21 protein-coding genes are annotated in these 24,999 nt (G+C 61.6%); 5 read left to right on the top strand and 16 right to left on the bottom strand.

What is annotated here, in order from left to right; all coding sequences use genetic code 11:
- Positions 1–32 precede the first annotated feature (32 nt).
- Genes GUI70_RS18605 through cas3 form a run of 4 tightly spaced genes read right to left on the bottom strand, consistent with a single transcriptional unit; the run spans position 33 to position 5,909 of the window.
- Complete coding sequence (locus GUI70_RS18605) at positions 33–716, bottom strand: hypothetical protein (protein WP_161883813.1); 684 nt, start codon at positions 714–716, stop codon at positions 33–35.
- Positions 713–1,642, bottom strand: coding sequence for a DevR family CRISPR-associated autoregulator (locus GUI70_RS18600; RefSeq protein WP_161883812.1), 930 nt, complete (start codon positions 1,640–1,642; stop codon positions 713–715). The genes GUI70_RS18605 and GUI70_RS18600 overlap by 4 nt, the downstream gene beginning before the upstream one ends.
- Positions 1,639–3,363 (bottom strand): hypothetical protein, encoded by a 1,725-nt coding sequence (locus GUI70_RS18595; protein WP_237725028.1) that lies wholly within the window; start codon positions 3,361–3,363, stop codon positions 1,639–1,641. Before GUI70_RS18595 ends, GUI70_RS18600 begins: the two co-directional genes overlap by 4 nt.
- Entirely contained in the window at positions 3,360–5,909 is a 2,550-nt protein-coding gene (gene cas3, locus GUI70_RS18590) for a CRISPR-associated helicase Cas3' (RefSeq protein WP_161883811.1), read from the bottom strand. The genes GUI70_RS18595 and cas3 overlap by 4 nt, the downstream gene beginning before the upstream one ends.
- A 216-nt stretch (positions 5,910–6,125) precedes the next feature.
- Between cas3 and GUI70_RS18585 the strand changes: the two genes are divergently transcribed.
- The 3 genes from GUI70_RS18585 to GUI70_RS18575 are packed head-to-tail and all read left to right on the top strand — an operon-like array spanning position 6,126 to position 9,059.
- Positions 6,126–7,109, top strand: a complete 984-nt coding sequence (locus tag GUI70_RS18585; protein ID WP_161883810.1) for a Fic family protein — start codon at positions 6,126–6,128, stop codon at positions 7,107–7,109.
- A gap of 25 nt (positions 7,110–7,134) precedes the next feature.
- Positions 7,135–8,088 carry a CRISPR system precrRNA processing endoribonuclease RAMP protein Cas6 gene (cas6, locus tag GUI70_RS18580; RefSeq protein WP_161883809.1) on the top strand — a complete coding sequence of 318 codons (954 nt, stop codon included), beginning with the start codon at positions 7,135–7,137 and terminating at the stop codon, positions 8,086–8,088.
- The gene (locus tag GUI70_RS18575; protein ID WP_161883808.1) at positions 8,085–9,059 is read left to right on the top strand and encodes a helix-turn-helix transcriptional regulator; all 975 of its coding nucleotides are present in this window, start codon (positions 8,085–8,087) and stop codon (positions 9,057–9,059) included. Before cas6 ends, GUI70_RS18575 begins: the two co-directional genes overlap by 4 nt.
- A gap of 132 nt (positions 9,060–9,191) precedes the next feature.
- On the opposite strand, the gene GUI70_RS25270 is transcribed toward GUI70_RS18575, so the two are convergent.
- The 12 genes from GUI70_RS25270 to GUI70_RS18515 all read right to left on the bottom strand — a co-directional run bounded on the left by GUI70_RS25270 (position 9,192) and on the right by GUI70_RS18515 (position 20,685).
- Complete coding sequence (locus GUI70_RS25270; protein WP_161883822.1) at positions 9,192–9,317, bottom strand: DUF3500 domain-containing protein; 126 nt, start codon at positions 9,315–9,317, stop codon at positions 9,192–9,194.
- Between the two features lie 72 nt (positions 9,318–9,389).
- Positions 9,390–11,099 carry a tannase/feruloyl esterase family alpha/beta hydrolase gene (locus tag GUI70_RS18565; protein ID WP_161883807.1) on the bottom strand — a complete coding sequence of 570 codons (1,710 nt, stop codon included), beginning with the start codon at positions 11,097–11,099 and terminating at the stop codon, positions 9,390–9,392.
- A gap of 213 nt (positions 11,100–11,312) precedes the next feature.
- The gene (locus GUI70_RS18560) at positions 11,313–12,104 is read right to left on the bottom strand and encodes a DUF1932 domain-containing protein (RefSeq protein WP_161883806.1); all 792 of its coding nucleotides are present in this window, start codon (positions 12,102–12,104) and stop codon (positions 11,313–11,315) included.
- Positions 12,105–12,106: 2 nt separating this feature from the next.
- The gene (locus tag GUI70_RS18555; protein ID WP_161883805.1) at positions 12,107–12,739 is read right to left on the bottom strand and encodes a 4-carboxy-4-hydroxy-2-oxoadipate aldolase/oxaloacetate decarboxylase; all 633 of its coding nucleotides are present in this window, start codon (positions 12,737–12,739) and stop codon (positions 12,107–12,109) included.
- A complete protein-coding gene (locus GUI70_RS18550) occupies positions 12,733–13,443 on the bottom strand; it encodes a PIG-L deacetylase family protein (protein ID WP_161883804.1) in 711 nt (236 codons plus the stop codon). Before GUI70_RS18550 ends, GUI70_RS18555 begins: the two co-directional genes overlap by 7 nt.
- Positions 13,440–14,375: a DUF6282 family protein gene (locus GUI70_RS18545; RefSeq protein ID WP_161883803.1), complete on the bottom strand. Its 936-nt coding sequence runs from the start codon at positions 14,373–14,375 to the stop codon at positions 13,440–13,442. Before GUI70_RS18545 ends, GUI70_RS18550 begins: the two co-directional genes overlap by 4 nt.
- Before the next feature lie 55 nt (positions 14,376–14,430).
- Positions 14,431–15,102, bottom strand: a complete 672-nt coding sequence (locus GUI70_RS18540) for a GntR family transcriptional regulator (protein ID WP_161883802.1) — start codon at positions 15,100–15,102, stop codon at positions 14,431–14,433.
- A 23-nt stretch (positions 15,103–15,125) separates the two neighbouring features.
- Positions 15,126–16,100, bottom strand: coding sequence for a catechol 2,3-dioxygenase (locus GUI70_RS18535; RefSeq protein WP_161883801.1), 975 nt, complete (start codon positions 16,098–16,100; stop codon positions 15,126–15,128).
- Positions 16,097–17,650: a sugar ABC transporter ATP-binding protein gene (locus GUI70_RS18530; protein WP_161883800.1), complete on the bottom strand. Its 1,554-nt coding sequence runs from the start codon at positions 17,648–17,650 to the stop codon at positions 16,097–16,099. The genes GUI70_RS18535 and GUI70_RS18530 overlap by 4 nt, the downstream gene beginning before the upstream one ends.
- Before the next feature lie 18 nt (positions 17,651–17,668).
- Positions 17,669–18,679, bottom strand: a complete 1,011-nt coding sequence (locus GUI70_RS18525) for a sugar ABC transporter substrate-binding protein (protein WP_161883799.1) — start codon at positions 18,677–18,679, stop codon at positions 17,669–17,671.
- A 27-nt stretch (positions 18,680–18,706) separates the two neighbouring features.
- Entirely contained in the window at positions 18,707–19,747 is a 1,041-nt protein-coding gene (locus GUI70_RS18520) for an ABC transporter permease (protein WP_161883798.1), read from the bottom strand.
- A 227-nt stretch (positions 19,748–19,974) separates the two neighbouring features.
- A complete protein-coding gene (locus GUI70_RS18515) occupies positions 19,975–20,685 on the bottom strand; it encodes an IS6 family transposase (RefSeq protein WP_161883797.1) in 711 nt (236 codons plus the stop codon).
- A gap of 148 nt (positions 20,686–20,833) precedes the next feature.
- Between GUI70_RS18515 and GUI70_RS18510 the strand changes: the two genes are divergently transcribed.
- Complete coding sequence (locus GUI70_RS18510; protein WP_161883796.1) at positions 20,834–22,675, top strand: GAF domain-containing protein; 1,842 nt, start codon at positions 20,834–20,836, stop codon at positions 22,673–22,675.
- Between the two features lie 57 nt (positions 22,676–22,732).
- Positions 22,733–24,886 (top strand): PAS domain-containing sensor histidine kinase, encoded by a 2,154-nt coding sequence (locus GUI70_RS18505; RefSeq protein ID WP_161883795.1) that lies wholly within the window; start codon positions 22,733–22,735, stop codon positions 24,884–24,886.
- Positions 24,887–24,999 lie beyond the last annotated feature (113 nt).

Here is a 24,999-nt window from a genome sequence, read left to right as displayed (position 1 = left end):
ATCATTTGACAGCAGGTATCCAGTGATCAGCTTTACCCTGTGCGCTGATAGAGCGTCGAACGCTTGCTAGAGCGCACCATTCGGTACGGCACGAGGGCAGAAACCACCATTCGGTCAGGCTTGGCTGTGTCAAAAGTGCTGAGCTTTTCCCAGGTCATTTTGGAGCCATAATCGTCCAGATAGTGCATCACGGCTCCACTTAAGGTCTGGCGATCATCACCTGTATGAGTTACGAAGGCGGCGTCCAGCACGTCCAGATTGGCCTGGCCGCACCACTGCATGAACCCGCCCCGCTTGCCCAGCATGTTCAATCGCATTAGCAGGTTCGCCAGCGTTTGCCGCTCAGTTTTAGCCAGACTAGAGACTTCAAAGGCCACCCGAAGTTCGCCTTCAAACTGGATGTATTCACGGAAAGCCACCGTCGGCTTGAACGGATTGCCGGGTTCTGCATTCTTGGGAGGGCGCTGTACCTTGATAAACGCATTCGTCACGCATGCCCATTGAGGCGGGCTGCTCCGCACCTGTAAGCTGCCAAGCCATTTGAACACCGTCTGAGCGAATGCCACGCCCTGCCAGTTCACTGCCACGTCAATCAGCGCAGTCTTGACGGCGTAGGGACTCGGCACCAACAGGGACTTACCCGCCGCGCTGGTGGCTTGGCTGTCCTTCAGGCTGAACATGGCGGTGGGGAGATACGACGCTGCCAGCCAGGTCATGCGGGTAAGACGCCGCTCATGGCCTCGGCGAAGGCTCCCAGCGAGTCAAAGTTGATGACGTTCACTGGCTTGCCGCTCATCTTTTCCATTGCCCCAGCAATCTGCTTGATCTGCGTCTCAAATTCAGGATTGAGAGCGCTGACGGTAGGGGCGGGAACGCTATGGTCACTGGTGGTCACGACACCCCGGAAATCGGTCAGGTGAGGACTCTGGGTGTTTCGCATGGCCCCGCTGGGGTGTAGGAAGGTCAGCGTCAGGGCGCGGAGGACCGCTTGCAGGCGTTTGGACCGCTCGGACTCGTCAATGGCGTACTCGCGGGTGATGTCGTTCAAGCCGATGCGGTGCGCCTCCACATGCGCCACCAACGCATACTGCCCACTGGACGCCGGACGGTGAAAGATGGCCTGGCCCCGATTGCTGCCATCATCGGCTCCTGTTTTGCCGCGCCCCTGCGGATCGTATTTGACATGAAAGTAACTGCCCGTTTTGACCTTCTCTGGCACGCCTGGGACCCATGAGAACTCGACAACGCTCTTGCGGCCCAGGCTCCGGTTGCCTTGCGTGATCAAGATCCCTGCCACATCGTCCAGAGCACAAGAATTTGGAAGCAAGTCAAGCACTTCCGTATTGCTCTTGCCCTTAATGGCTTCCTCAAAAGTGCTGTCCGCGTTCAGGCGGTTAGCATTCAGTGTCTGGCAGCCCGCGCACAGTGTCAATCCCATTTCCTTGGCGATGGTTTGGAAATGATCTGCGAAGATATGCTTGAACATATCGCCCGACACGGCATTGACAGGATGCAACTCACCGTCTTTGGTTACCACGTCCACCATGCGGGTTTGAATGTGGTTGCCCTCGCCACCCTCGTTGTTAAGGGAATGCAGGTTCAGTGTGGCGAGGCCAGAGATAGACAGGGTGCGCAGGATCATGCTTGTTCCTCCTGGTTGGATTCAGGGCTCACATCGTCGGCAGGTGTTGGCTCAGCTTCGCCCGTTTCTTCTTTCGGCTCTTTGGCGTAGCCATAGGCAATCAACAGCATGGCAACCATCTGTGGATCGTTGTTGTCCAGAAGTATGCCTACGCTGAGTAAATCCTCAGTGGTCACGGCGGCGCGTCCGCGTTTTCCTCGGTCAGCGGCCCGCAGATTTTCGTTCATGTACTCGGCAACAAAATCTGAGAGCGCCGCCATAAACTTGGTTTTGGTTACCGCACTGCGCTTGAGATCTTGGGCCAAGCCATAGTGGATATCATAGGTGCGGTCATTCTGGAGCTTCTTTGCATACAGGGAAGAGCGGGTGGCCCGCCGAATTGCACCTGCCACACTCTGAAAGCCAGCGTCAGTGATAATCCTATGAATGTTGTTTCGTTCGGCGTGTTCCATATTTCCTAGTACCCTCCCCAGATTCTCTGTGGTCATCCACAACACGAATTTGCCCCGGTCTGCCAGGCGTAGAGCATGCGGCCCGTAGTTCGATAGAAACTCAAGAAACGCATGAACATCCTGTCCACTCAAAAAGTCCCGGTACTGCTCAAGCAGGTGGCGTTCTTCCGAGTGGCTTTCATCCAAATTGCGAATGACCCGGCGGTGTTCCTCTAGAACAGCCAGCCAGGTTTTCCGCTGTCCTTCAGTATTTTCATCGGCCAGCCTTACCCAAGAAGGCAGGGCGATAAACGAAATATTGGTGACGCCCTTGGCACTGCCGAGATTCTGGAAGTAGGCGGTTTGGAAACCAGAGAGGATGTCTTTGGGCCGTCCGCGCTTTAGGGTCTTATGTTCATCATGCCTGAGCAGGGTCTCAGTAAGAGTCAGGGCCGCCAGAATATCTAGCTGAATGGCCCCACCGCCCATGAATTCCTGCCGAAACTCGGTCATTATTTGACGCAAGGTTTCCAGTTCTATATCGGCGGGTTGGACAACCAGCACCTTCAGGTCTTTGCTGCCTTTAGGGGTTACGGCGACTGCCCCTATGAACCAGCCCGTGTACTTGAGGGCTTCGAGAATCAGCGGCGCTTTCTCCTGACCCATGCCGATACTGTTTGGCTTGGGTGCGTTCATGCCCTTGCCTGTCACCGGGTTGAAGATCTGCACCACTGAGACTTCATTGAATTTGTTGCCCTTGAGCCGGATTTTGAGGCCAGCGTCCGCCTTGCTCAGCGGTGAGCCGTCACCATCAAAGGCGTCCAGTGCAATTTTTACGTGTTCGCAGAAGCGTTCTGACGCAAGTTCACGGTGGGCAGTGGCGTATCCACTGGTGTCCATCGGCTTGAGCATGTCTACCAAGCTGGAGTACAGCGAATAGTCAGGACGTGGAAAGACTGATTCCGGTACTTCAGTCATTGGAGTTTTCTTGTTGTTTTCACGCCATTTGAAAAATTGCTGCCGTCGTTCCTTCTCGCGTTCATAGTCAAATGCGCTCGCAAGAGAGGTGTTGTCTCTTTCAGTCTTGATGTAATCGTAGAGCTCTATGGCTGTTCCTGCTTCTATAAGGACAGGTTGGCTGATGTCCAGTGTGAAAGCATCCTGATCGGCGGCCAGGTGGATTCTGACTTCCCCTTGGCTGTTCAGGGTTTTCAGCAAGCGCCCCAGCCCCAGCGCCATAAGCGTATCTGCGTAAGTCCCCTGTCCACGTGGCACGGTGTAGGTGGTCAAGAAGTGGCCTCCTTGTCTCGGAATAGTTCGAATGAGCGCGTGTCGCCCAGGCGCAAAGCACGGGAGGTCAAGGTGTAGACGATCCAAGCCAAGTCATTGTCCGGCGTCGGCAACTCCGGCTCAGTGATGGCCTCAATACCGTGTTGTTGCAATTCCTCCAGGCGTTGGGCCTCAAGCTGAGTTCCCGTCAGGAGTTTGAAAACCCGTTGGGCTTCGTATGCCGCCCCTTTATCCAGCTTCCAATCTTTAATTGTTCCTGTCGCGTTGGCCCCGTGATGACGGCGAATGGCACCTAGAATTCCCTTCAGGACAGACAGGCCTTTTTTATCGCCCAGCATGTCCATGAGCGAATTTCCCAAGCATTCGTCGATAACAGCAGCCGATTCGCCAGCGTGTGGCGGGCGCGGCCCCATCTTCCTGTTGCGTGCCTTGTCATAGGCCGGGTGATAGTCGGTGTGGGCGCAGTATTCTCCCTTACCCTGCGCTTTGGCCTTGAATTTGCTTTCACCGTCGTTCCAAAGCCAGCCTGTGTACGTCCTGATTTGCTCCGCCTGCCAGGCCCGCGTCCATTCCTGCCAACCTACCGAAAGCTTGCCGATATCGTGACCTGCGATAGCCGCTTTTAGGGCCAACTCCATCATTCCACTGGGCAGGCCAAATCTCGTGTCTACTTTGGGGCAAATATGCCAGACATCATGGGCGACGCGTCTAGAGGCGGCCATTACGCGCTCGATATGCTCTTGGTAGGTCTCGTAGGTGTACCAGTAATCAGGTCGATCACTGGCGTTGCGTCTGGGGTGGATGGGTGGCCTGTCGACTTTGGCTATGCCAAGTGTGCCCCCGTCTGTGGCCTCCCAGCGGAAGCCTTCCTGGCGGTTATAAAACACGAATTTGGGATTGATCAGCACCAGTGTTTCGTGTTTCAGTTGCTCCGGCGAGGTCACGGCCACCCAGTCTAACAACGTGGGCTGCCGAATATCCTCGGCCTTTGCTTTCTCCCGTTCCACTTCCCTGGGAACTTTCGCCAGCCAGTCCACACTGCTATCAAAGTTGGGATCAAGTGTTTTGCGGTTGGCTTCCAGAGCTATGAAATTTACCCATGTCACTCCAATACGTTCATGACAGTTGACCTCATCCCAGGTTTGGAGATCGGCGTCTGAGTCAGTTAGAAGCAGGCTGACATTCTGAATATCGCGGATCAGATCGGGACGTTTGGAGCGGTCTCCTTCAAATGCTTGCAGCATTTTGTCGCGGAACGTCGAGTGCCGAGCCGCTTCGTAGGCTCGCCAGTTCTCGGCGTCGCCCGCTGTATGAACGGCATCAATCAGCGCTCTCTCGGCCTCTGTCGTGATGGGCTCTGGCAGATGTTCCAGCGCTTTCCAGGTGGCCCGGATCACCTTCTCCTGCCCCTTATAGGGCAAGGTCTGCCATTCGCCCTTTTCGTCGGTGGGCAGGGCATACACGCTAACCACACCATGTTCGTCTGCAAATCGGGCATTGCGTCCGGCACGCTGAAGCAAACTATTGGCAGGGCAAACCTCAGTATGGAGCTGCTCGGAGCTGATGTTCAGGCCAACTTCAACGGCCTGGGAAGCCACCAAAATGACATCCTTTGTGGACTTCTCGCCCAGCAGTTCAGCAAGCCGTTCTTCCCGTTCGTTGCGGTGCGCCGGAAAGTAACGTGAGTGCAGTATCTCCAGTGTCACGCCCTGCAACCGCTCGTGCAGAACGTGTTCGCCTTCACTCAGCTCAGTTCCGGTCTGAAGGCGTTGGAGATCGGCGTAAAGAGTTTGCACCCGATCTACCGTGTTGGCAATAGCGATGCTCCGCCGCTGATGTGCCTGCACCACCGCCCTTGCGCTCAGTGTGGCATCCACCCGCTGGATGGTGCGCGTTTTTTGCTGGCTGTGCATGGTGGCAAGCTCGTCGGGCGTGGGGGAAATGACGACAGCCCCAGTTTCAGCGGCGAGTTTTTGGGTCAGATCTTTCGAAAAGGTGGCGGTCATGAACAGGAAAGGGGTAATGCCTTTCAGGGCTGTTGCCATTGCCAGCGCTGTGCGAAAGGCCCGCTCTGGATCGAACAGGTGAAACTCGTCCAGCACCACGTAACTGGCGATCACACCGCCTGCGCCGATATTGCGCCCACCCCAGCTTGTGGAGTACGGCACATGCAGGTAATTGCTGAGCAACTGATCGACGGTGGTAATGATGATATCGCCCTCTAATTCCGGCGAGGTAGGGTCTTCTCCGGTATGCAGGCGCACATCCAGACCAAGGTCATTGTCCTTGTTGACCTTCTTGGCCCGCTTGTGCAGGTCTTTTGCCAGCGTCCGCATCGGCGAGGCGAAGATGCAGCGCCGGGGGAAGTGTTGATCTTCTCGCTGCCGGGCCAGCAGGTAGGGGCCAAGCGCCGCCTCCGTTTTCCCAGCCCCGGTGGGTGCGCAAAGAATCACATTATGGCCTGCCAGCAACTCGGCACAGACGCGCTCCTGATACGCGTAGGGTCTATTCTTGAAGAGTGCCTGAAGTTCCGTGCGGTTGTCCATAGCCTCACTCTGATCGAACGGCACGTCATAGAGTGACGCCGACACGATTATCAAGCCTGTCACACTTCACCCGTGTATGCCATACTGTGACAGACGAGAATCCTGTGCCCAGACGTCATTTCTGCTCCCCAGGTTAATTTTACTGTGACATGGTGTCCACTCTAACATCCCTCCTTGTCGCCTGTACATGCATTTGCGGCCCTACCCACCTGTGACATGACCCCACCTCATCCGCGCCCAGACCTGACCCGGCGGCTTGCTAAGCTGGTCGAGCTGGGGGGTCTGCCGCCGGTGGGCGTTCGCAATGACGAGTGGCTGTACATGCTCCAGGAAGAAACCCGCCAGTCGCTGAGCATCGAGGGGTATTTCGCCACCGACGCCCAGCTCAAAGCGGTACTGGGTGGGCGGCGCAGCGGGCCGGAAATCCTAAATTACTTCCGCGCCGCGCAGGGGTTATACGATCTGGCCTTGCAGTATCACCGGGAAGGCGAGGTGCTGGTCAATCTCGCCATGATCCGGCACATTCACAGTGAACTGTTCCGCGAACTCGACGAGCGGCGCGGTCTGTTTCGCACTGGTGGCATCCAGATCAGCGGAGCGAAAGTGCGTCCGCCCGAACATGATGCGGAGGCGTATGTGCGGACCTGGCTGGAGTTGATTCCCTTCGTCTTAGGCCGGTTCACGGCCCTGGAGGCATTTGCACGTCTGCATGTGTCGTTCGAGGCCATCCACCCTTTCCGAGATGGGAACGGGCGTGTGGGGCGTATCCTGCTGAATTACCTTGCCATCAGCCTGGGTTGGCCGCCGATCATCATCAAGGGGACGGAAGCCAGCGACAGAGCGCGCTACTACGCTGCACTGGAGGCTGGAGATCTGGGCTTTCAGAGCAGCTTTCCGAGGCCGAGCCGCACGGCCATGGAGCGCGCGCTGGATGAAGGCGACTTCGGCCCCATGCAAGATCTGCTGGCCGACGGTGTCTTACCGCAACTGGACATTTTGCTGGCAGCGGCGGTGGAGGCTACGTCTCCCTTGCAACCCCTGAGTGAGCTGGCACAGGGCTTCGGGGTTCAGGAAGCGACCCTCCGCCAGTGGGTCACGCGAGGACAGCTTGTGGCCGTCAAGCGTGGGCGGAAGCTTTACAGTCATTCCCTGCTGCGGCTGCGGGACGAAAAGGTGGAATCCGATAACGGCTTTCAGTGACGCCCCATCCCTCTACACTCGTCCCATGTTGCCCCTGGATCTAACCTTCGTCGTGCTCAGTGTGACCTTGCAAGCTGTGGAGCGAGTTGAGCTGCCGCCTTTCCCCGGTTCCAAACTGGAAGGGGCCTTCGGACACGCCCTCTACAACCTGGCCTGCACGCAGCCGCACCGCGAAACGTGCCAGGGCTGCCCCCTGCAAGCCATCTGTCCGTACGGGCTGACTTATGCTCCCAGGCGGCCCGGTACGCTGGCCGTGGCCTCGCTGGCCACGCCACCCCGTCCTGTGGTCTTCCGGGTGGCTTACGGCGAGAAGCAAAGACTGGAACCCGGCGACGTTTTGACCTTCGGTATGGTGGTGGTCGGCCACGCCGTGACGCAACTGGCGTATTTGCTCGCAGCGCTGCGTGAGGTGGGCCAGCGCGGCCTGGGACGGACGGGTGGACAGCTCGAGATGACTGAGGTTCGCAGTGTCCAGCCTTACTCCGGAGCCGAGGCGTTGCTGCTCCAAGGGGCAGCGCTGGGCGTCAATCTCGCTCCTATCGTGCTGGGGCGAGCCGACCTGCCGCCCGTTTCGGCCACAAGCCTCCAACTGCAGCTGCGCTCGCCCCTCCATCTCAAAGTGGATGGTCAGATGGCTCAGCACCTGCATTTTCCAGTTCTGGTGCGGGCACTGCAGCGGCGTGTCAGTAATCTGGAACAGCTGTATGGAGGCGCTCAGAGTGTGGGGGCGGATTTCGCTCAGTTGCCGCTGCTGGCGCGCGACATTGAGACGGTGGCTCAGCACACCTCTCAGGTTTCGCAGCTTCGTAAAGGGAGTCGGCCCGAACAGAAGAGCAGCATGGACGGGTTGATGGGCACCGTGGAGTACCAGGGTGACCTGTCACCGTTCACGGCCCTGTTGCGCTATGGAGAGCAGCTCGGCGTGGGCAAGTGGGCGCATTTTGGGGCGGGGCTGTATACCCTCGCAGCAGTACCGTGACCGTGACCCGCAACCGCAGTCAGGGCCAGCGGTTGCTGCGGCATATCCGGTTACTGAGTGAGGAAGGACCACTGACCACTGCAGAGTTGGCCCAGCATTTGGACTGTCAGATGCAGGAAGTGCAACGTGACCGCCGCCTGCTGCGTGCCGAGGGCCACGCCATCTGGCAGACCGAGGAGCGGCCTGCCCGCTACGGTCTCCAGCACCCGTGGCGGGCCATGACCGGCAGTCCTGAACCCGTTCGGGCCGTGATTACCCACGCCCTGCTCCGGCTCTTACGCCACCATGCGCCTACCCCCAGCCGGATCTACCACGAGGCCCTCCTTCACCTGACCGAACAATTACCCCCGCGCTTGCAGGCGGTGACGCGACGAACACTAGCACCACCCCAGGGCAGTACGCCCAGGATTCTGGAAACAGTAGCCGCCGCTTGGTGTTATGGGGAAGCCATCGAATTCCTGTACCAGAAGCCAACAGAGAGTGCGCCGAAGTGGAGCGTGGCCGACATCGCCTTCATGGAGATCAACCGCAGCAACCTCGACTGGTATGTGTTCGCCCAACGGCGGGGTGAAACAAAGATCAAGACGTTTCACCTCTCCCGTTTTCAGGATGTCCGGCGACTGACCGCTCAGTCCAGTCCTGACCTCATCTTCGATCCCCGAAACGAGCTGGACGGTGCATGGGGAATTATTGGCGGCCAGCAGCACTGTGAGATCACGCTCCGCTTTACAGCGGACGCCGCACCTTACGTGAATTACCGCCGCTGGCCGGGCCAGATTGAAGGGCAACGGCAAGACGATGGCCATTACCTCTTGCGCCTGAACGCTCCCCTTGACCGCCATAACCTTCCTGTAGAGGTCATGGCGTGGATTCGTGGCTGGGGACCGAGGGTGGAAGTGCGCGCTCCTCACTGGCTCCGGCAGCAATGGTTGGCTGAAGCGAGAGAGGTCGGCGAGCGCTACGGGATCTGACTGCAATAGCTCTCCAGTCTAAATACAGCGTTGCTGATGTGCGTTAGCTGCGTTCGTCATGTTGAGGCGGCGCCCTTGATGAGGCGGGACGACAACCTCATCAGGCTGTCGTCTCGCCCTCCCCAGCATCACTCAGAAGGAGAAGTTCGCGCCATAGTCGCGGGTGTGGTCGCGCCAGATGGAGTGGTAGTGGATCTGACTGTGGTACACAATTCCGTTCTGGCACACGAGCTCAATCCAAACACTTGGTCCGTCAATGCGGCCTACCTCGACCGTTGACCACGGCTAAGGTGCAGTCCCGGATCAGGACCCTGATAACCGCTCAGCTGCTTACTCGGCTGTGCAGCTGAAGTTGGCGGCGTCGTTGGCCTGGGCCTGCGACGGGTTGGCCGGACCGGTGTATTTGGGGAAGGAACCGTACTGGCACAGGGGCCGCGTGCGGCCGTTCGTTGCCGCACTGCCGGCTGTCGTGTTGCCGTCCACGGCCACCAGTGCTCCAGGTGCCTGCCCCCGTTCGACCCAGGCCTCAAGCGCAGACAGCAGATCGGCCTTGGCATTGAACAGGCCCGCGCCGTGGCCCTTGCCGGGAATCAGGTAAAACCGCGCGAACTTATCGACGGCCGCTTGACCATTGGCGGCCACCAGTTTCTGCCAGTAGGCGATGGTGTTGTACGGCGTGATGGAGTCATCAATGGTGCCGTGGGTGAGCAGCAGCTTGCCGCCGTGCCTGGTGAAGCGGCTGTAGTCGACGCTCACAGCGTCGGTCCAGCTCGACACTTCCTGGAGACGGCTGACCCACTGCGTGGGATCGAAGGCCAGTGGATCAGTATTCATGTTGCCGGTGATAAAGCCCGTCACATCCCCCTTGCCGGGGAAGTACTGGAAGGCCGTGCCACCGGGAACGAACGGGATCTTGCTCGGGTCCGCCGTGTTGGTGAGGCCCAGGTGGTTGCCTGTAAAGGTCGCTCCTTCAAGAATCGGCCATTTCGGGTAGGTGGTGCTCCCGCCAGCGAAGGCGAACGTGAACTGCACCGGCGAGCCGATTTTCTCGAGAGCGGCAATTTGCGCATCGGAGAAGCAGGTGTCACCCGTGTCAGCCCCCTCCGGGCACCGCAGGGTGGCCTTGATCGTCTCAAAGGTGAACTTCTGATTGCAGGCCTTCACGTTGCTGATGATGCCGTCCTGCAGGCGGTCGAGCCCGTCGCAGGTCGAGTACACCGCGCTGACCAGATTCGCGATCTTGGCCGGGTTGCTCCACGCTGTACTGGGCACCCCCGACGCGTTGCCGTACACCGCTTTGGCCTGAGCCAGCGCACCCTGCCACATGTTCTGAAGGTTGTAGGCCGGGTAGTTGGCGATCACGCCGTTGTAGTCATTCGGGTAACGCTGCGCGGCGTCGAAGGCTTCATGCCCGCCCTGAGAGCCGCCCGCAAAGTAGGTGTAGCGCGGCTTTTGCCCGTACACCTTCTGCGTGAGATACTTCGCGACGTCTACGGTCTTCTTCACCTGCCACTGGGCGAAGTTCATCAGTTCTTCGTGGTTGAGGGCGAAGCTGGTGTCGAAGGGCGGTTTGCCCTCTGTGTTGTGGCCCGAGTCGCTGCCCAAGGTGACGTACCCGCGCGCCAGCGGGGTGGCGATACTCGCTGGACCCTCACTGAACTGACCCAGACCGGTGACGACGCTCCCATTCGTTCCGCCCCCACCGAACTGCAAGGCCCGCTGATTCCAAGATTTTGGGAGGTTCACTTCGAACCGGATAGGGCTGGCGGCCGGGTCCACGGCCCGGATGTTGCCAGTCGTTTTGCAGTACGCACGTACCTGCCCGGCCGGATCGGTGTCGCTGACGTCCTCAGCCGTGAGGATGCTCGCCCCGCTGGTCGGAAGACCGATGGCACTGGCGGGGATCGTCAGGCCCACTAGGCTTGCGCAGGCGACTTGTGGGGGAACGCTGGTCAGGCTGGACCGATTGGTGGTCAGCGTGGACGCGCAGCTGACAAAGAGGCTGAGGGAGGCGGTCAGCAAGACAATGGTGGGTTTCATGCAGAACTCCTTGTTCATTCAGTGAAGAAAGAGGGGCGGGAAATACGGCTGGTGGCCATGAGCAAACGAATGAATGGCCCGCACCTCCTGGCGGGAACACGGGAAAGTACGCAGCAACGACACGCCGTCCGCCGTGGTAGTCACGGCTGGCAGGGAGTGAATTGGTAAGGGTCGGGTGGAGTGCCGCTCTTCAGTGCAGCAGGCTCCCGAAGCTCAGGGTCTCTTTGCGGACTCTTCGGCTAGGCGGGCCAGCCACGCCCGGGTGGCCTCGGCCATTAAAGGCTCGAGGTGGAGCGCGCGCAGCATTTCTGCGGCGGCGGCCATTTCTTCTTCGCGGCGGACGGCGTGCAGGCGGCTGCCTTCTTGAAGCCTTTCGACGGTCTTGGCGTCCGCTTCAATCAGGGTCTGGGCAATGTCGTCTTTTAGGGCAGCTTCGGCGGCCGGGCCCATCAACGCGGCGGCCTCCAGCGCTTCGCCGACCGCCGCGGCCAGGCCCTTGAAGAAGACGCTGCGGGCCAGCTTGCGTGAGGCGGCCAGCCCGACCGGACCGTCCAGCACGGTCAGCGGCCCGCCCAGTGGCCCCAGCAGCTCAGCGTAGCGGGCCGCACCCGGGCCCGAGATCAGCATCGGCGTGCGAATGCCTTTGCCCGGCACTGGGCTCATCAGGGCCACGTCGGCCACCAGCGCAGCCGAGCCGAGCACGTCAGCCACGGCCGTCTTCTTATCCGGAGAGGACGTGTTCAGCTCGGCGTACACCTGCCCCGACTGAAGTGTGGAGCCCACACGCCGGGCGACGTCGAGCGACACGCGCGACCAGTTCACGCTGAAGATGATCTGAGCGCCCTGAACCGCGTTCGCCTCATCCTGGCCGTACACCACGCCCTCGACCCGGCGGTCCGGGTTGGGATCGTAGGCGTGAACCTGGACGCCGGCGTCCAGCAGGTCTCGGGCCATGGCGCTGCCCGCTTCGCCGAGGCCCAGCAGTGTGACGCGCTGCAGTTCCATACTCAAGGCTCTCGCAGATGAGCCGCCAGCTCGCCGCGCAGTCCATACAGGTCGATCGAGAGCGTGCCCGACTGGAATTTCTCGCGGTTGGCGGCTTCCTTCTGCTCGCGGACTCGCGAGGCGTCCAGGACGTCTGAGAGCCGCTCGCGCGGGATCACGACCGCGCCGTCGGCGTCCATCAGGACGTAGTCACCGGTGCGGATCGGTGCGCCCCCAAGCGTGACCGGCACGTTGAGCTGGCCCTGCTCCACCCGGCGGGCACCTCGACTACGTACATAGCGCGTCCAGATGGGCAGGCCCATCTCCCGGAGGGTCTCGATATCCCGCACGGCCGCGCCGATCAGCATGGCTGCCACACCGCGCCCCTGAGCTTGGGTGGCCAGCAGGTCGCCCACCAGGGCCACGGGCGTTTCCTCTGGCATGACCAGCACCAGCACCTCGCCGGGCCTTACTACACCCATCGCGGCGTGGACCATCAGGTTGTCGTCCTGCGCACACATCACGGTGCGGGCGGCACCGCACACCCGGCTGCCGGGGATGACTTGGTGCAGCTCGGTGTCCACTAGGCCTTGGCGCCCGGACGCTTCATACACGGTGGACACTCCAAATGGCAGAAACTCCTGCGGGTTTACCATGACGAGATCACCTGCGGCATGACGCGCATGAAGGCTTCAGCGTGTTTGATTTCGCTGCGGCCGCTGATCCGCCGAGCGTGGTTGGCCCGGTGGGCAGCGCGTTCGGTGTAGTACGTCTTCAGGTAACCCTGGGCACCCATCTCGCCCATGGCGGCTTCCTTCTGCCCGAACACGGCCGTGATGTCGAGGAAGGTGGTGGGAACAAAGCCGCACAGTTCCGGTTGGTGCGGCTCGAACAGCAGAAACTGAGGGGGCTTGATGGTGGGAAAGGCACTGGCCACCCCCGCCCCGCTGGCCAGTTGCCGCGCCCGTTCGGTGGCGGCGTAGGCGACCGGGTGGTCCGGGTTGAACGGATCCTTTTCCGCGTGGGTCAGCAGCACGTCCGGTGCGAAGTCGGTCATGGCCTTGACCAGCCGGTTGATGGCCGAGTCGTCCATCACGAGTGGATAATCACCCAGATCAAACCCCTCGAAGGTGGCGCCGAGATGTGCGGCGGCGCGACTGGCTTCCTCATGCCGGATGCGTTTGACGTTCTCTTCGGTCTGGTCGGGCGTCTTCCACAACTCGCCGGACTCGCCGCGCTCGCCGTAGGAGAGGGCCACGATGTGCGCGGTGCCGCCAGCGGCCGTCACGGACGCGATGGCGCCCCCGGCGCGCCACACGAAGTCGGCGGCGTGGGCGCTGACCACCAGCAGCCGGGTCATGCCTTCACCGCCGCACCGGCGAGCAGCACGGAATTGGTGACGGTCATGCAGTGTAGGTCCTGTTCGCTGAAGCCCGCGCGGAGGAACTGGTCGACCATGATGGGCAAGCCGTCCTCGACGGGCGGATTGGCCGGCTGGCCGAAATCGGTGGAGAAGATGGTCCGTTCCGGCCCCACCGCCCGGGTGGCTTCGAACAGCCGCTCCCACGCCACTTTTCCACTGTAGGACGGCGCGGCGCAGCGCTCCATCCAGGCGCCCATGTGGGCCAGTTCCAACTGGTCGGCGACACTGAGGTTCTGGGTGGGGTAGTCGGGATGGGTCACGACGATGTGCTCGACGCCTTCTTCGCAGGCCGCAGCCACCACCTTGAAGATCTCGTTGCGGGACAGGTGGCCGGTTGCCAGCACCAGGCCATGGGTGGCGACGACCTGCAAGACCTGCCGCAGAGCGTGCAGCACCTCACCTTTTCCGTCGACGACCGGCACGCTCGGCACCGGCAGGCCACGGGCCCGCAGGTCCTCCTGAAGTTTCGCCCAGAGGGGCAGCTTCGCGCCGGCGGGCCTTGAGGCGTGTTCTTTCTCTTCGTTCTCGGCGTCCACGGTGGGCAGCCAGATGATCCGGGCACCTTCACGGGCGGCGATTTCCACGGCGAGCGGATTCAGGCCGCCGACCGCACTGTTCAGGGTCAGGGAGCCCAGGGCTTTGATGCCGGGAACCGCGGCCCGCACCACGGCGGCGCGCTCAGCGGTGGAGGTGTAATGCGACTTGAGGACGAAGCCGCGCAGACCACGTTCAAGAAAGCGGGGCGCCAGTTCGAGATCGGTGACACGGCGCCGGATGACGTCCGGGTCGATATGGATGTGCAGGTCGAAGGCGCCTCGCGTCAGGTCCAGCGCTTCACGGCTGGGCGTGGGATGGTCGGTCGTGGTCATGATGTCCTCCAAAAGTTGACAAGATTGTTGACACAATGCCGGAAAAAAACACGCCTCAGGACCGGGTCGTGTTTTTCTGAAGCGAACGCAGCGTCCTGAGGACGTGCGCCAGATGGTGGCGCATGGCCGCCTCGGCGAGTTCACCGTCTCCAGTGGCCAGAGCGTCCACGATGGCGCGGTGCTCGGCAAGGGACTGTGCGGCGCGGCCTGGGGCCAGGACGGTACGGAACTGGTGGCGCACATTCTGTGCATGCAGACCGTCGATCAGTTTGGCGACCATCGGCAGCGCGGCGAGTTCCACGATGCGCCGGTGCAGCACGCTGTTGAGTTCAGATGTGGCAAGCAGGTCCCCTGCCTGGTGCTGCTGCTCCATCTGGCCGAGCAGGCCCCGCAGTTCCTGGACCTGTTCGGGAGTCATGTACTCGGCAGCGTGCCGGGCCGCGAGGCCTTCGAGCACGGAGCGGGCCTCGAGAATCTCGGCCGCCTCAGCCTCACTGATGATCCGGACGCGGGCGCCGCGGAAGGGAGAGCGTTCCACCAGCCCGTCCTGTTCCAGCCGGGCCAGGGAGGTGCGCACCGCATTGCGGCCCAGGCCGAGACGCTCGGCGAGTTCGGTTTCCACCAGGCGCTCACCCGGCATCAACCCGCCGCCGAGAATGGACTGCCGCATCACGGCGTAAGCCTCGTCCGCTTCGGTCTGCTTGTCCGTCGTTCGCCCCTTCGACATCACCGTGCCAGCATAGCCTGTCGTCATGACGTGCCCTCGGGGGTATCCGGCGTGCCGTGTGTATGAAAGGACTGAATCGTCTGCAGGCCCCAGGCCTGTCCCTTGCGGCGCTCGGTCTCAGTCCACACGACCGTTTCCCAGTCCGGGGCCAGAATCAGCCGTGCTCCGGCATTAGCAATCTCGAAGCGGTTGCCGCCCGGTTCGTAGAGGTAGAGAAAGAAGGTCTGCTGCACCGCGTGTTTGTGGGGACCCGTTTCGATGTGAACGCCGTGCTCCAGGCAGATGTCGGCCGCCCGCAGCACGTCCTCGCGGCTGTCCACGGCGTAGGTAAGGTGATGCAGCCGCCCGCGCCGCCCGGCGTGATCTTCGGTGACCGCCAGGTCGTAGCTTTTGTTGTTCACGCTGAACCACGCACCCTTCTCGCTGCCGTCGTCGAAGACAATCTGTTCGGAGAGCAGAGCACCCAGCGTGTCCACAAAAAACTCGCGCACCGGAGCGATGCGGGAGGCCAGCAGGTTCAGGTGATCGATGCGCCGCAGATTCGCGCCGCGTCCCGGAAAGCGTGAAGCTTGGTTCTTGAGGGCCGGCCGGGTCTGCTCGTCGGGCTGGTACCAGCGGGTCTCGTAGTACAGCTCTCCAGGATGCCCGTCCGGGGTGTGAAAAGCGTAGGCGGGGCCGTGGCCCTGATCCCCGTCATTCCAGCCGATCCCCAGGCCCTGGGCCTTGAGGGCAGACACCCGGCGCTCCAGCGCCTCGGGATTGTTGGCGCGGAAGGCAAAATGGCGCATGCCGTTCGTCTTCGCGGCCGTGAGTTTCAAGGTGTGATACTCGTAATCGTCCCATCCCCGCAGGTACACGCTGTCGCCTTCCCGGCCGCTGATGGTCAGGCCCATCACTTCGGTGAAGAAGTGGAGGCTCTCCTCCGGGTGTGGTGTGAGGAGTTCCACGTGGGCGAGGTGGGCGATATCGTGGCTGCGCCCAGGTCCGTTGTGGGTCATGCCGCCACCTCCGCCGAGGGTCCCCGGCCTGTGTTCATCGCTTCCAGCAGTGTCTGGGAATTCAGAGCCTCACCACTCAGTTCCGCGCACATATGGCCAGCGTAGAACACCAGCACCCGGTCGCACAGGCCCGTGAGTTCCTCGAGATCGGTCGAGCACACCAGGGTCGGTGCGCCTCCGTCGGCCAGGGCGCGCACCATGCCGTGCATTTCGGCTTTGGCGCCCACATCCACTCCGCGGGTCGGATCGTCCAACAGTAGAAGCCCGGGCTGGGTCTCCAGCCATTTGGCCAAGACAACCTTCTGCTGGTTACCGCCCGAGAGGCTGCTGACGGGGTGATCCACCGAGCCTACCCGGATGCCGATGCTCTTCACGTAGTCCTGAGCCCGCTGGCGCAGGGCCGGCACACTCAACCAGAGGCCGGTCCGGCCGAGACCGACCGACTGCACGGCCGCCACGTTTTCCCAGATGGATTTGTCGAGCATCAGGCCCAGCCGCTTGCGGTCACCGGTGACGTAGGCCAGCCCCCGGGCAATGCCGGCGCGCAGGTCGCGCGGCCCCGGCCGGCCATCCGGGAAGGTAACGCTGCCGGCGTCGGTGCGGCGTAATCCGGCGACCGCTTCCAGCACGCTCTGGTGCCCCGCGCCCATCAGGCCCGTCAAGCCGATGACTTCACCGGGACGAACTTCGAGATTCACATCCTGAGCGCCGCCCTGCACCTTGAGCCCGCTGACCGTCAGTGGGCCGGCGTGGGTACTGGTGACCTGCTGTGCCAGGGCCTGCACGCCCGCACGGGACTCGGCGTCTTCCTCGACCCGGCGCAGCTTTGCCCGGTCCCCCAACATGGTCGAGACGATCCCGGAAACGCCCAGCGACTTCACGGGCGCGCTGGCGAGCACCACCTCACCGTCACGCAACACCGTAACTTCGTCACACAGGTCCATCACTTCCTGGAGGATGTGCGAGACGAACACCACGGCCACCTGCCGCTCGCGCAGTACCTTCAGCGCGGAGAGCAGCCGTGCGGAGCTGCTGGCTTCCAGTGCGGAGGTCGGCTCGTCGAGCACCAGGACCTGCGGCTGGGTGATCAGCGCGCGGGCGATTTCGATCAGCTGCCGTTCGGCTAGGCTGAGGTCGGCCAGTGGGGCATTCAGGTCCGGGTTGAGCCCCAAGCTGTGCAGGACGGGGAGCGCGAGACGCCGCATTTCCGTGCGGTCCACCAGCGGTCCGCGGCGGCGCTCACGCATGGGGTAGAGGTTGCTCAGCACGTCCATGTCGGGAAAGAGACTGAGTTCCTGAGACACCACGGCCACACCGTGCTTGCCAGCCTCGGCGGTGTTGGCAAAGTGCACCACCCGGCCGTCGAGTTGCACTTCCCCAGCATCGGGACGTTGAGCGCCCGTCAGGATTTTGACCAGGGTGCTTTTGCCCGCACCGTTCTCGCCGAGCAGGGCGTGGACGCTGCCCGACCGGACCCGGAAGTCCACCCCTTTCAGGGCGTGGGTGCCGCCGTAGGATTTGCGGATGCCAAGTGCTTCAAACGTCGCCATTGTCCTTCGCTCCTGTCATTACTTGAGATAGGCGTCGGGATTGGCCAGTTGCTTCTTGGCGATTGGCACCAGCACCAGCGCGCGGCTCGCTTCGGTCTTCTGCCGGGCAATGATCTTGTCGACGTTGGCCTGCGTGACGACCAGGCTGCCCGTGTTCCAGAACCCGGTCGGAATCTTGGTGCCCGACTGGGCATGGGCCAGCAGCTGTTTCATGGCGATATAGCCTTTGAGCCAATGCTCCGGCGAGATCAGCACGTCGATGTAGCCATTCTTCACGCCCTCGAGCGCTGTGGGTTCCAGGTCGCAGCCGCCCACGAGCAGCTTCTTGCCGGTCTGCCGTTCAATCAGTGCCAAGGCACCTGGATCGGCATTGGTGGGGGCCAGGAAGGCCAGGGCGTCGGGGTTGGCGCGCACGATGCCGTTCCACACGGTGAAGACGTCCGACGGTGAACCGGTGGGCCCTTTGGTTTCCAGCGGCCCGACGATCGTCAGGTTGGGCCGGGTGGCCTTAATGACCTCGATCATGCCCTGGACACGCGCCTCGATGGGCGGTGTACCGGGGTTGCTGTTGCCGATCACGATTTTGCCCTTGGCATTCGCGGGAATTTTCTTCAGAATCTCGCGGGCCAGCTGCCGGCCAAGTTCCACGTTGTCGTTGCTGACGAACAAGTCCACGCCGGCATTTTTGGGCGGCGGAGCGTCGATGGAAATCACGGGAATGCCCGCATCGGTGGCCGTCTTGAGCGGACGGAAGAACAGGTCCGGGGTCAGCGCCTGAAGGACGATGCCGTCCTTGGAGGTCTGGGCGGACGACTGGAACATCGAGACCACCTGGGACGGGTTGGTCCCGTTGGGTGCCGTGGAGGTGAGTTTGGTGCCTTTGCTTTCCTTGATGGCCTGCTTGACGCCCATGGCCATTTCCTGGAAGGCAGCGTTGGCAGTATTCCAGTACACGAAGGCCACGTTGGTGGTCTGGGCGGAGGCCAAAGTAACAGTGAGGGCAGCGGACAGGGTGAGCAGTTTACGCATGGTCAAACCTCCAGTAAGGGAGCAGGGTCAGGATTCGGACGCGTCGCTGCCCCGGTTACGGTTGCGGACGACGCTGTCGAGCGAGACGGCAATCAGGATGACGAGGCCGGTGGCGAACTGGCTCCAGTTGGCGGGAACATTGAAGTACACCAGGCCGCTGGTCACGACGGTCAGCAGGACGGCGCCCAGAACAGCCCCGGGGACGGTCCCGACGCCGCCGCGTAGAGGCGTTCCGCCGATGACGACGGCCGCGACAGCGCTGAGGCTGAACCCCCCACCGATGTTGGGGTCGGCACTAGTGAAGTAGCTCAGGCCCAGGAGACCAGCGACCGCGGCCAACAGACCGGCGAGCATAAACGACTGCACGCGGACCCGGGCCACCGGAATGCCGGAGAACGAGGCGGCCGCCGGGTTGGAACCGATCTGGCGAACCCGGTAGCCGTAGGGCGTGCGGCCCATGATCAGGCTGAGGACAGCAATCAGGATGATCAGGCACCAGATGGGCAGCGGTAGGCCCAGGAAGTTGCCACTCAGCACACTGAAGAAGGGGTGGTCCAGGGGCAGACCGGTCACCTGCTGGCCGTTGCTCAGCGCAAACACCAGGCCGCGAAACATCGACAGCGTGGCGAGGGTGGCGATCAGCGAGGGAATCTTGAAGTACTGCACCGCCGCCGCGTTGATGCCGCCAAGCAGCGCGCCCAGAACCAGGGCCGCAAGAGCTGCCAGCCAGGGGTTAAGACCCGCCTTCATCAGCAGGGCCGCCGACACCAGCGTAAGCGCGAAGGTGGACTCCACCGACAGGTCGATCTCGCGCATGCTCATCAGGAAACTCAGGCCTGCCGCGAGGATGCCGACGAATACGGCCTGCTGCACGATGTTGATCAATTGACTGGGCTGAAGAAAGGACGGGTGCAGAAGCCCGATGAACAAGACCAGCCCGACGGTGGCCAGGATGACGCTGGCTTCATTGGCCCGCAGGAAGCGGGAGGCCAGGGAGCGCCGGGGCGGGTCCACAGGCGAGGAGAGGGCGAGATCCGGCAGGACCGGTTCGCCATGCGGCTGACTCATAGCAACCTCCAAGTTGAATGTCGGATTGACGGTCTCACGATAGCGAGGCTTCACCAGATTGTCAACAATCTGGTGAACGAACTCGCTAACAAGGACTGGTGCTCCAGTATGGAAGGACGCAGGTCCGTTTAGCCTTGGTGACCATCGGAGGGCCTGAAGCGTGTCTGAGATGGTTGTGTTGCCTTAACTTGCCCCACGGCAGATGGATGGCAGGGGTGGCCTGAACCTCAGGCCACCCCTGCCGCGACGGTTAACCACGTCTGGAACGCTTGTTGCTGATTGCGTCTTCTCACTGCGGCACAAACGCTGGTACGGGAATGACGGTGGAGATTGGTGATCCGGGCATGCAAACTCAGGAATTCTTGAGCGCGTTTCTGTCGTCTGAAGCCCTGCTGACTTCGCTCTTGTCGTCGTGTGGATCGGTGTTCTTGCTCAAGAATATTGTTGCAACGGGCTGTGGAAATGACGTGCTGATGGTCGACGTCAGTCAGGCTTGGAAGCTCCCGGATGGCCGCCCCGTAACTCTGGAGCTGATCAGTATGAATAACCTCTGGAACGTCGTATTCACCGAGCAGACGAATCAAAAATGTCTTCGCGGCGTCGGTATCGCGGTGACGCTGGAGGAGGATGTCGAGCACGAAACCGTACTCGTCTACTGCTCTCCAGAGCCAGTGTCGGATGCCATCGACCGTCGTGCAAACCTCGTCGAGATACCATCGGGAACCCCGCCGGGGTTCCCGATGGCGAAGATGTTCAGCGAAGAGGGGACCAAACTTAATGCACCACTCGCGGAGGGTCTCATGACTGACCTGGATGCCGCGCTGGTGCAGCAATTCCTGGACGTCCCGATAGCTCAGGGGAAAACGGTGGTACAGCCACACGGCGTGCTGGATGATAGACATCGGGAAGCGGTGGCGGTAGGGCTTTCCATCGGTCACGCTGATCAGCCTACCCAAATCCGATTAAGGCAACACAACCTTATCAAACGCGTTTTCCACATTTTGGCCTTGTCACCTTGAGCAGACCACAGCGCAATCTCAAGAGTCGGACAAGAGTAAGCAGAGGCGCAAGCCAGTAGTTTGAAGGATGATTTCGCCGCTGGGTAGCACGGATTCAGAGTCGTTCTCTACGCTCGCGGATTACATCCAAGAGATCACCCAGTCACTCGCAGCAGCCAGCACGGAGCGGGAGGTCATCGAGATTGTGCTCACACCCGCCGTGCAAGCCCTTGGTGCTGTCGCTGGCATTGTGCTGCTGGCGAATCAGAACGATCAGCAGATGAAGATCGCCGGCAGCCAGGGCTATGAAGATGTCACCCGCACCATCTGGCAGGAAGGGTCTCTCACCGACAATCAACTCATTGCTGACATCCTGCGCATGCATGAAGCCCTGTACTTCGAGCATGCTGGCGCCCTGAAAGCCGCCTATCCAGAGATCGAGAGCCGCACAGGGGCCCTGGCTGCTGTGGCCAACGCCACCTTGCCGATGTTCCTGGACCAGCAGCCGCTCGGGGTGATCGTGCTGGACTTCAGCGAGCCGCACGACTTTACCCCCGCTGAACGCCGCTTCCTGACGATTCTCTCGAACCAGTGCGCGGTGGCCCTCGGCCGAGCAGAAGCGACCCGAGCACTGGAGACCCGGGTTGAGAACCGCACCCGCGACCTCGAAGAGCGCACCCGTCAACTGGAAGAGGAGCGGGCCGCACAAGCAGCCTTCGTGACCTTTGCCGAAGCGGTCGGAAGTCAGGCCGAACTGCTCACGCTGGCTCGGGAAGCGATCAAGGTGCTGCAGGGACGGTTCCCCGGAGCCAGCGCCGTCTACTACGAAGAAGAGCAGACCCTCTGGAAAGGGCACGTCTGGTCTGACAACATGCGCTCGGCGCTGATCGAAGTGATCTCCGTGGGCCTGCCGAGTGACACACCGCTCTTTGCCCAGGTGATCCAGAGTAAGCAGCCTGTGTTCACCGACGGGTGGGATCCTCAGCGCGAGCGCGTGGCCTCGAGCGAGGACTACCACGCCGCGGCCAACTACCCACTCCTGATCGGCGGTGAGCTGCGCTCGATCCTGTCCATCGGTCTTCGCAAGACCCACACCTGGAACGATGCGGACCGGGCCCTGTTCCGGGCCGTCGGTCGGAGCCTGAACTTGGCGCTGGAACGCACCGAGATGGCCCGCCAGTTGATGACCCAGAACGCGGAGTTGCAGGCCCGCACTCAGGCGCTCTCGTTCGCCAACGAAGAACTCGCGGCCTTCTCCTACTCGGTCTCACATGACCTCCGAACCCCAGTGCGGCACATGCTTGGCTTCCTGCAACTGACCCGGACTACACTGAATGATCGGCTCGACGAGAAAAGTACCCGTTACCTCGACGTGGTGGAACAAGCCGGCAGGCAGATGAATAGTATGATCGATGCTCTGCTCGACCTGTCGCACGCCGCACAGCAGCCCTTGAGGCCGCAATTGGTCGATCTGAACACGCTCATGGAGGAGATCTGGAAGGGACTCCTCCCAGATCTCCTCACCCGGAACGTCCAGTGGGAGGTTGTCCCCCTCCCACTTGTGCAAGGTGACTGGGACGCTCTCAAACAGGTACTCATCCAACTGACCGAGAACGCGCTGAAGTTCACCCGGACCCGTGACCCGGCCATCATCCGCATCTGGGCACAGGAGCAGGGCGAGACCTGGAAGGTGTACGTGCAGGACAACGGTCTGGGCTTCGATCCGCGCTACCAGGAGCGACTGTTCAACGTGTTCCAGCGGCTCCACAGCGATCAGGAGGTGCCCGGGACGGGTGTGGGTCTGGCTAGCGTCCGCCGGCTGATCCTCAAACATGGCGGTGAGGTGTTCGCTGAAGGCCAGGTGGATCAGGGCGCCACCTTCGGCTTTATCCTGCCCAAAAGCGGCCCTACACTTCAGTTGATAACATGACCCAGAGGAACATGACCGGCACCGCCACAGCCGAGACGCGGCACTGGAGCTCCGCCGATGAGTGATTCAGCCAGGCGCCAGGAACTGCACAAGCTTCAGAGCATCATTGACGCCAGCGCAGACTGCATCAAGGTGCTCGATCTGGACGCCCACCTGCTGTCGATGAATGCCGGTGGGATGGTCACCATGGAGCTCGACGACTTCAGCAGCTGCCAGCAGGCCTTCTGGCCAACCTTCTGGGAAGGTGAAGCGCGGCTTCAGGTCGAAGCTGCGCTCGAAGGGGCCAGGGCTGGGGAAACGCGGACCTTCGAGGGTCCGGCACGCACCTTTGCTGGCACGCTCAAGTGGTGGGAAGTCCGGGTCTCTCCTATCAGGGATGAGGACGGCAGCGTCACCCAGTTGCTGGCGATCTCCCGCGACGTGACCGATCGTAAAACGGCTGAACAGCATCTTCAGGCGAGTGAGCAGCGACTGCGGGGTCAGGCAGAGCTGCTGGAGCACCAAGCCACCCAGAACGAACAGGCCCTAAACGCCTTCGTACGCTTCACCACCAACGTGGCCAGCAGCACCGACCTCGAGCGGCTCGCCACCGCTGCGTCAGACGTGGTGCGGGAAGTGATCGCCGGAGCCATGAGCGGGTTTTACCTGCTTCAGGGCGACCAGGCGTATCCATTGATCTTCTCCAGCAATACCCCGCCGGAAGTCCAGGCGCTGCGGCGGTCCGGGCTGTCCCTCGAATTCCCCTTGATCGTGCAGGCCCTGGAACAGCGCTGCACGGCCTTCGCCGAGCACGATCAGGCCCATTGGCAATCGGTAAACTACGCGAGTGCCCTGAGCATCACGCCGTACTTCCGGGAAGGCCAGCCGTATGCTTTGTTCACCACGGGCATTGACCGGCCGAGTTGGTCGCCGCAGGAGCGGGCTATCCTCGAGTCGGTCAGTGATGGTCTGGGCCTGGCCCTGGAACGCGCCGACCAGACCCAGCAGTTGCGGGAACGCACCCAGCAACTGGAAGAGGAACGGGCCGCACTGGGCGCCTTCGTGGCGTTTACCGAAGCAGTCGGCAGCGAGACCGATGTTCAGGCGCTGGTCCGGCAGGCCATCACCCTGTTGATGGAGACCTGTGGGGTGGACGTTGTCTATGTCGAGCGGGAGGGCGAGCTGTTCAAGCCCTCAGCCTGGAGTCCCGAGTATGATCCCACGCTCCTGCAGTTCTTGCACCATGGCTTCCCACTTCAACACTCCAACATCGCCAAGATCCTGCTCCAGAAGACAGCCGCCTTCATCGACCAATGGAACACCACCTGGCTGTTCATTGAAGAATCGGGGCTCTTCCAGGCCTTGGCTGGCTATCCCTACTTCGTGGCGGATGAACTCGAAAGTGTGTTGCTCATTGGGTCCCAGACTTCGGCCACCTGGACCGAGCGGGACAAGAAGATCTTCCAGGCGGTAGGTCGCGGTCTGGATCTGGCCTTGGAGCGCGCCGAGCAGGCCCAGGAGCTCACGGCCCAGCGCGACATGCTCAAGGCCAGCAACGAGGAACTCGAGGCCTTCACCTACTCGGTCTCGCACGACCTCAGAACCCCGGTTCGGCACATCATCAGTTTTGGCGGCTTGTTGCGCCGAGCACTCCCAACACCGCTCACCGGGAAGGCCGCGCGCTACTTCGCCATCGTGGAGGAGGCCGCTCAGCACCTAAGTCAGCTGATCGACGGCATGCTCGAACTCTCCCGCACGTCTCGCGAGCCGTTTCACCCAGAACCCGTCGATCTGGGCCGTCTGTTCGAAGCGGCCCGGAACGAAGTGGCAGCCGCTGAGCCGGCACGCCAGATCCGCTGGCAGATGACGGCCTTACCGACGGTCATGGGCGACATCGTGTTGCTACGCCGAGTGATCAGGGCCCTGCTGGACAACGCGGTGAAGTACACACGGCCGCGCCAGGAAGCCTTGATCGAAGTGTGGCCTGAGGATCGTGGACAGACTTGGGCCGTGTTCGTACGCGACAACGGGGTCGGCTTCGATCAGCGCTACCAGGACAAGCTATTCACCATGTTCCAGCGCCTTCACCATCAGACCGACTTCGAAGGTGCCGGGATGAGCTTGGCCAATGCGCGGCGCATCATGGTGCGGCACGGTGGCCTGATGACCGCTGAAGGTCAGGTGGACCAGGGTGCCACCTTCGGTTTTACATTACCCAAAGCCAAATTTTGATACGGCCAACCGCTCTGATCAAAAGCGACCTTGATGCTCGGCCAGAGCATATGGGGGTGTTTAGGGTGACGGGCGCTGAAATTGGCGAGGTCGAGACGAGGAGAAATCTTGGC

Origin of the sequence: Deinococcus alpinitundrae (genome assembly GCF_009982895.1) — a bacterium.
GTDB classification, from domain to species: Bacteria; Deinococcota; Deinococci; order Deinococcales; family Deinococcaceae; genus Deinococcus; species Deinococcus alpinitundrae.
This window is presented reverse-complemented; position numbering and strand designations above follow the sequence as displayed.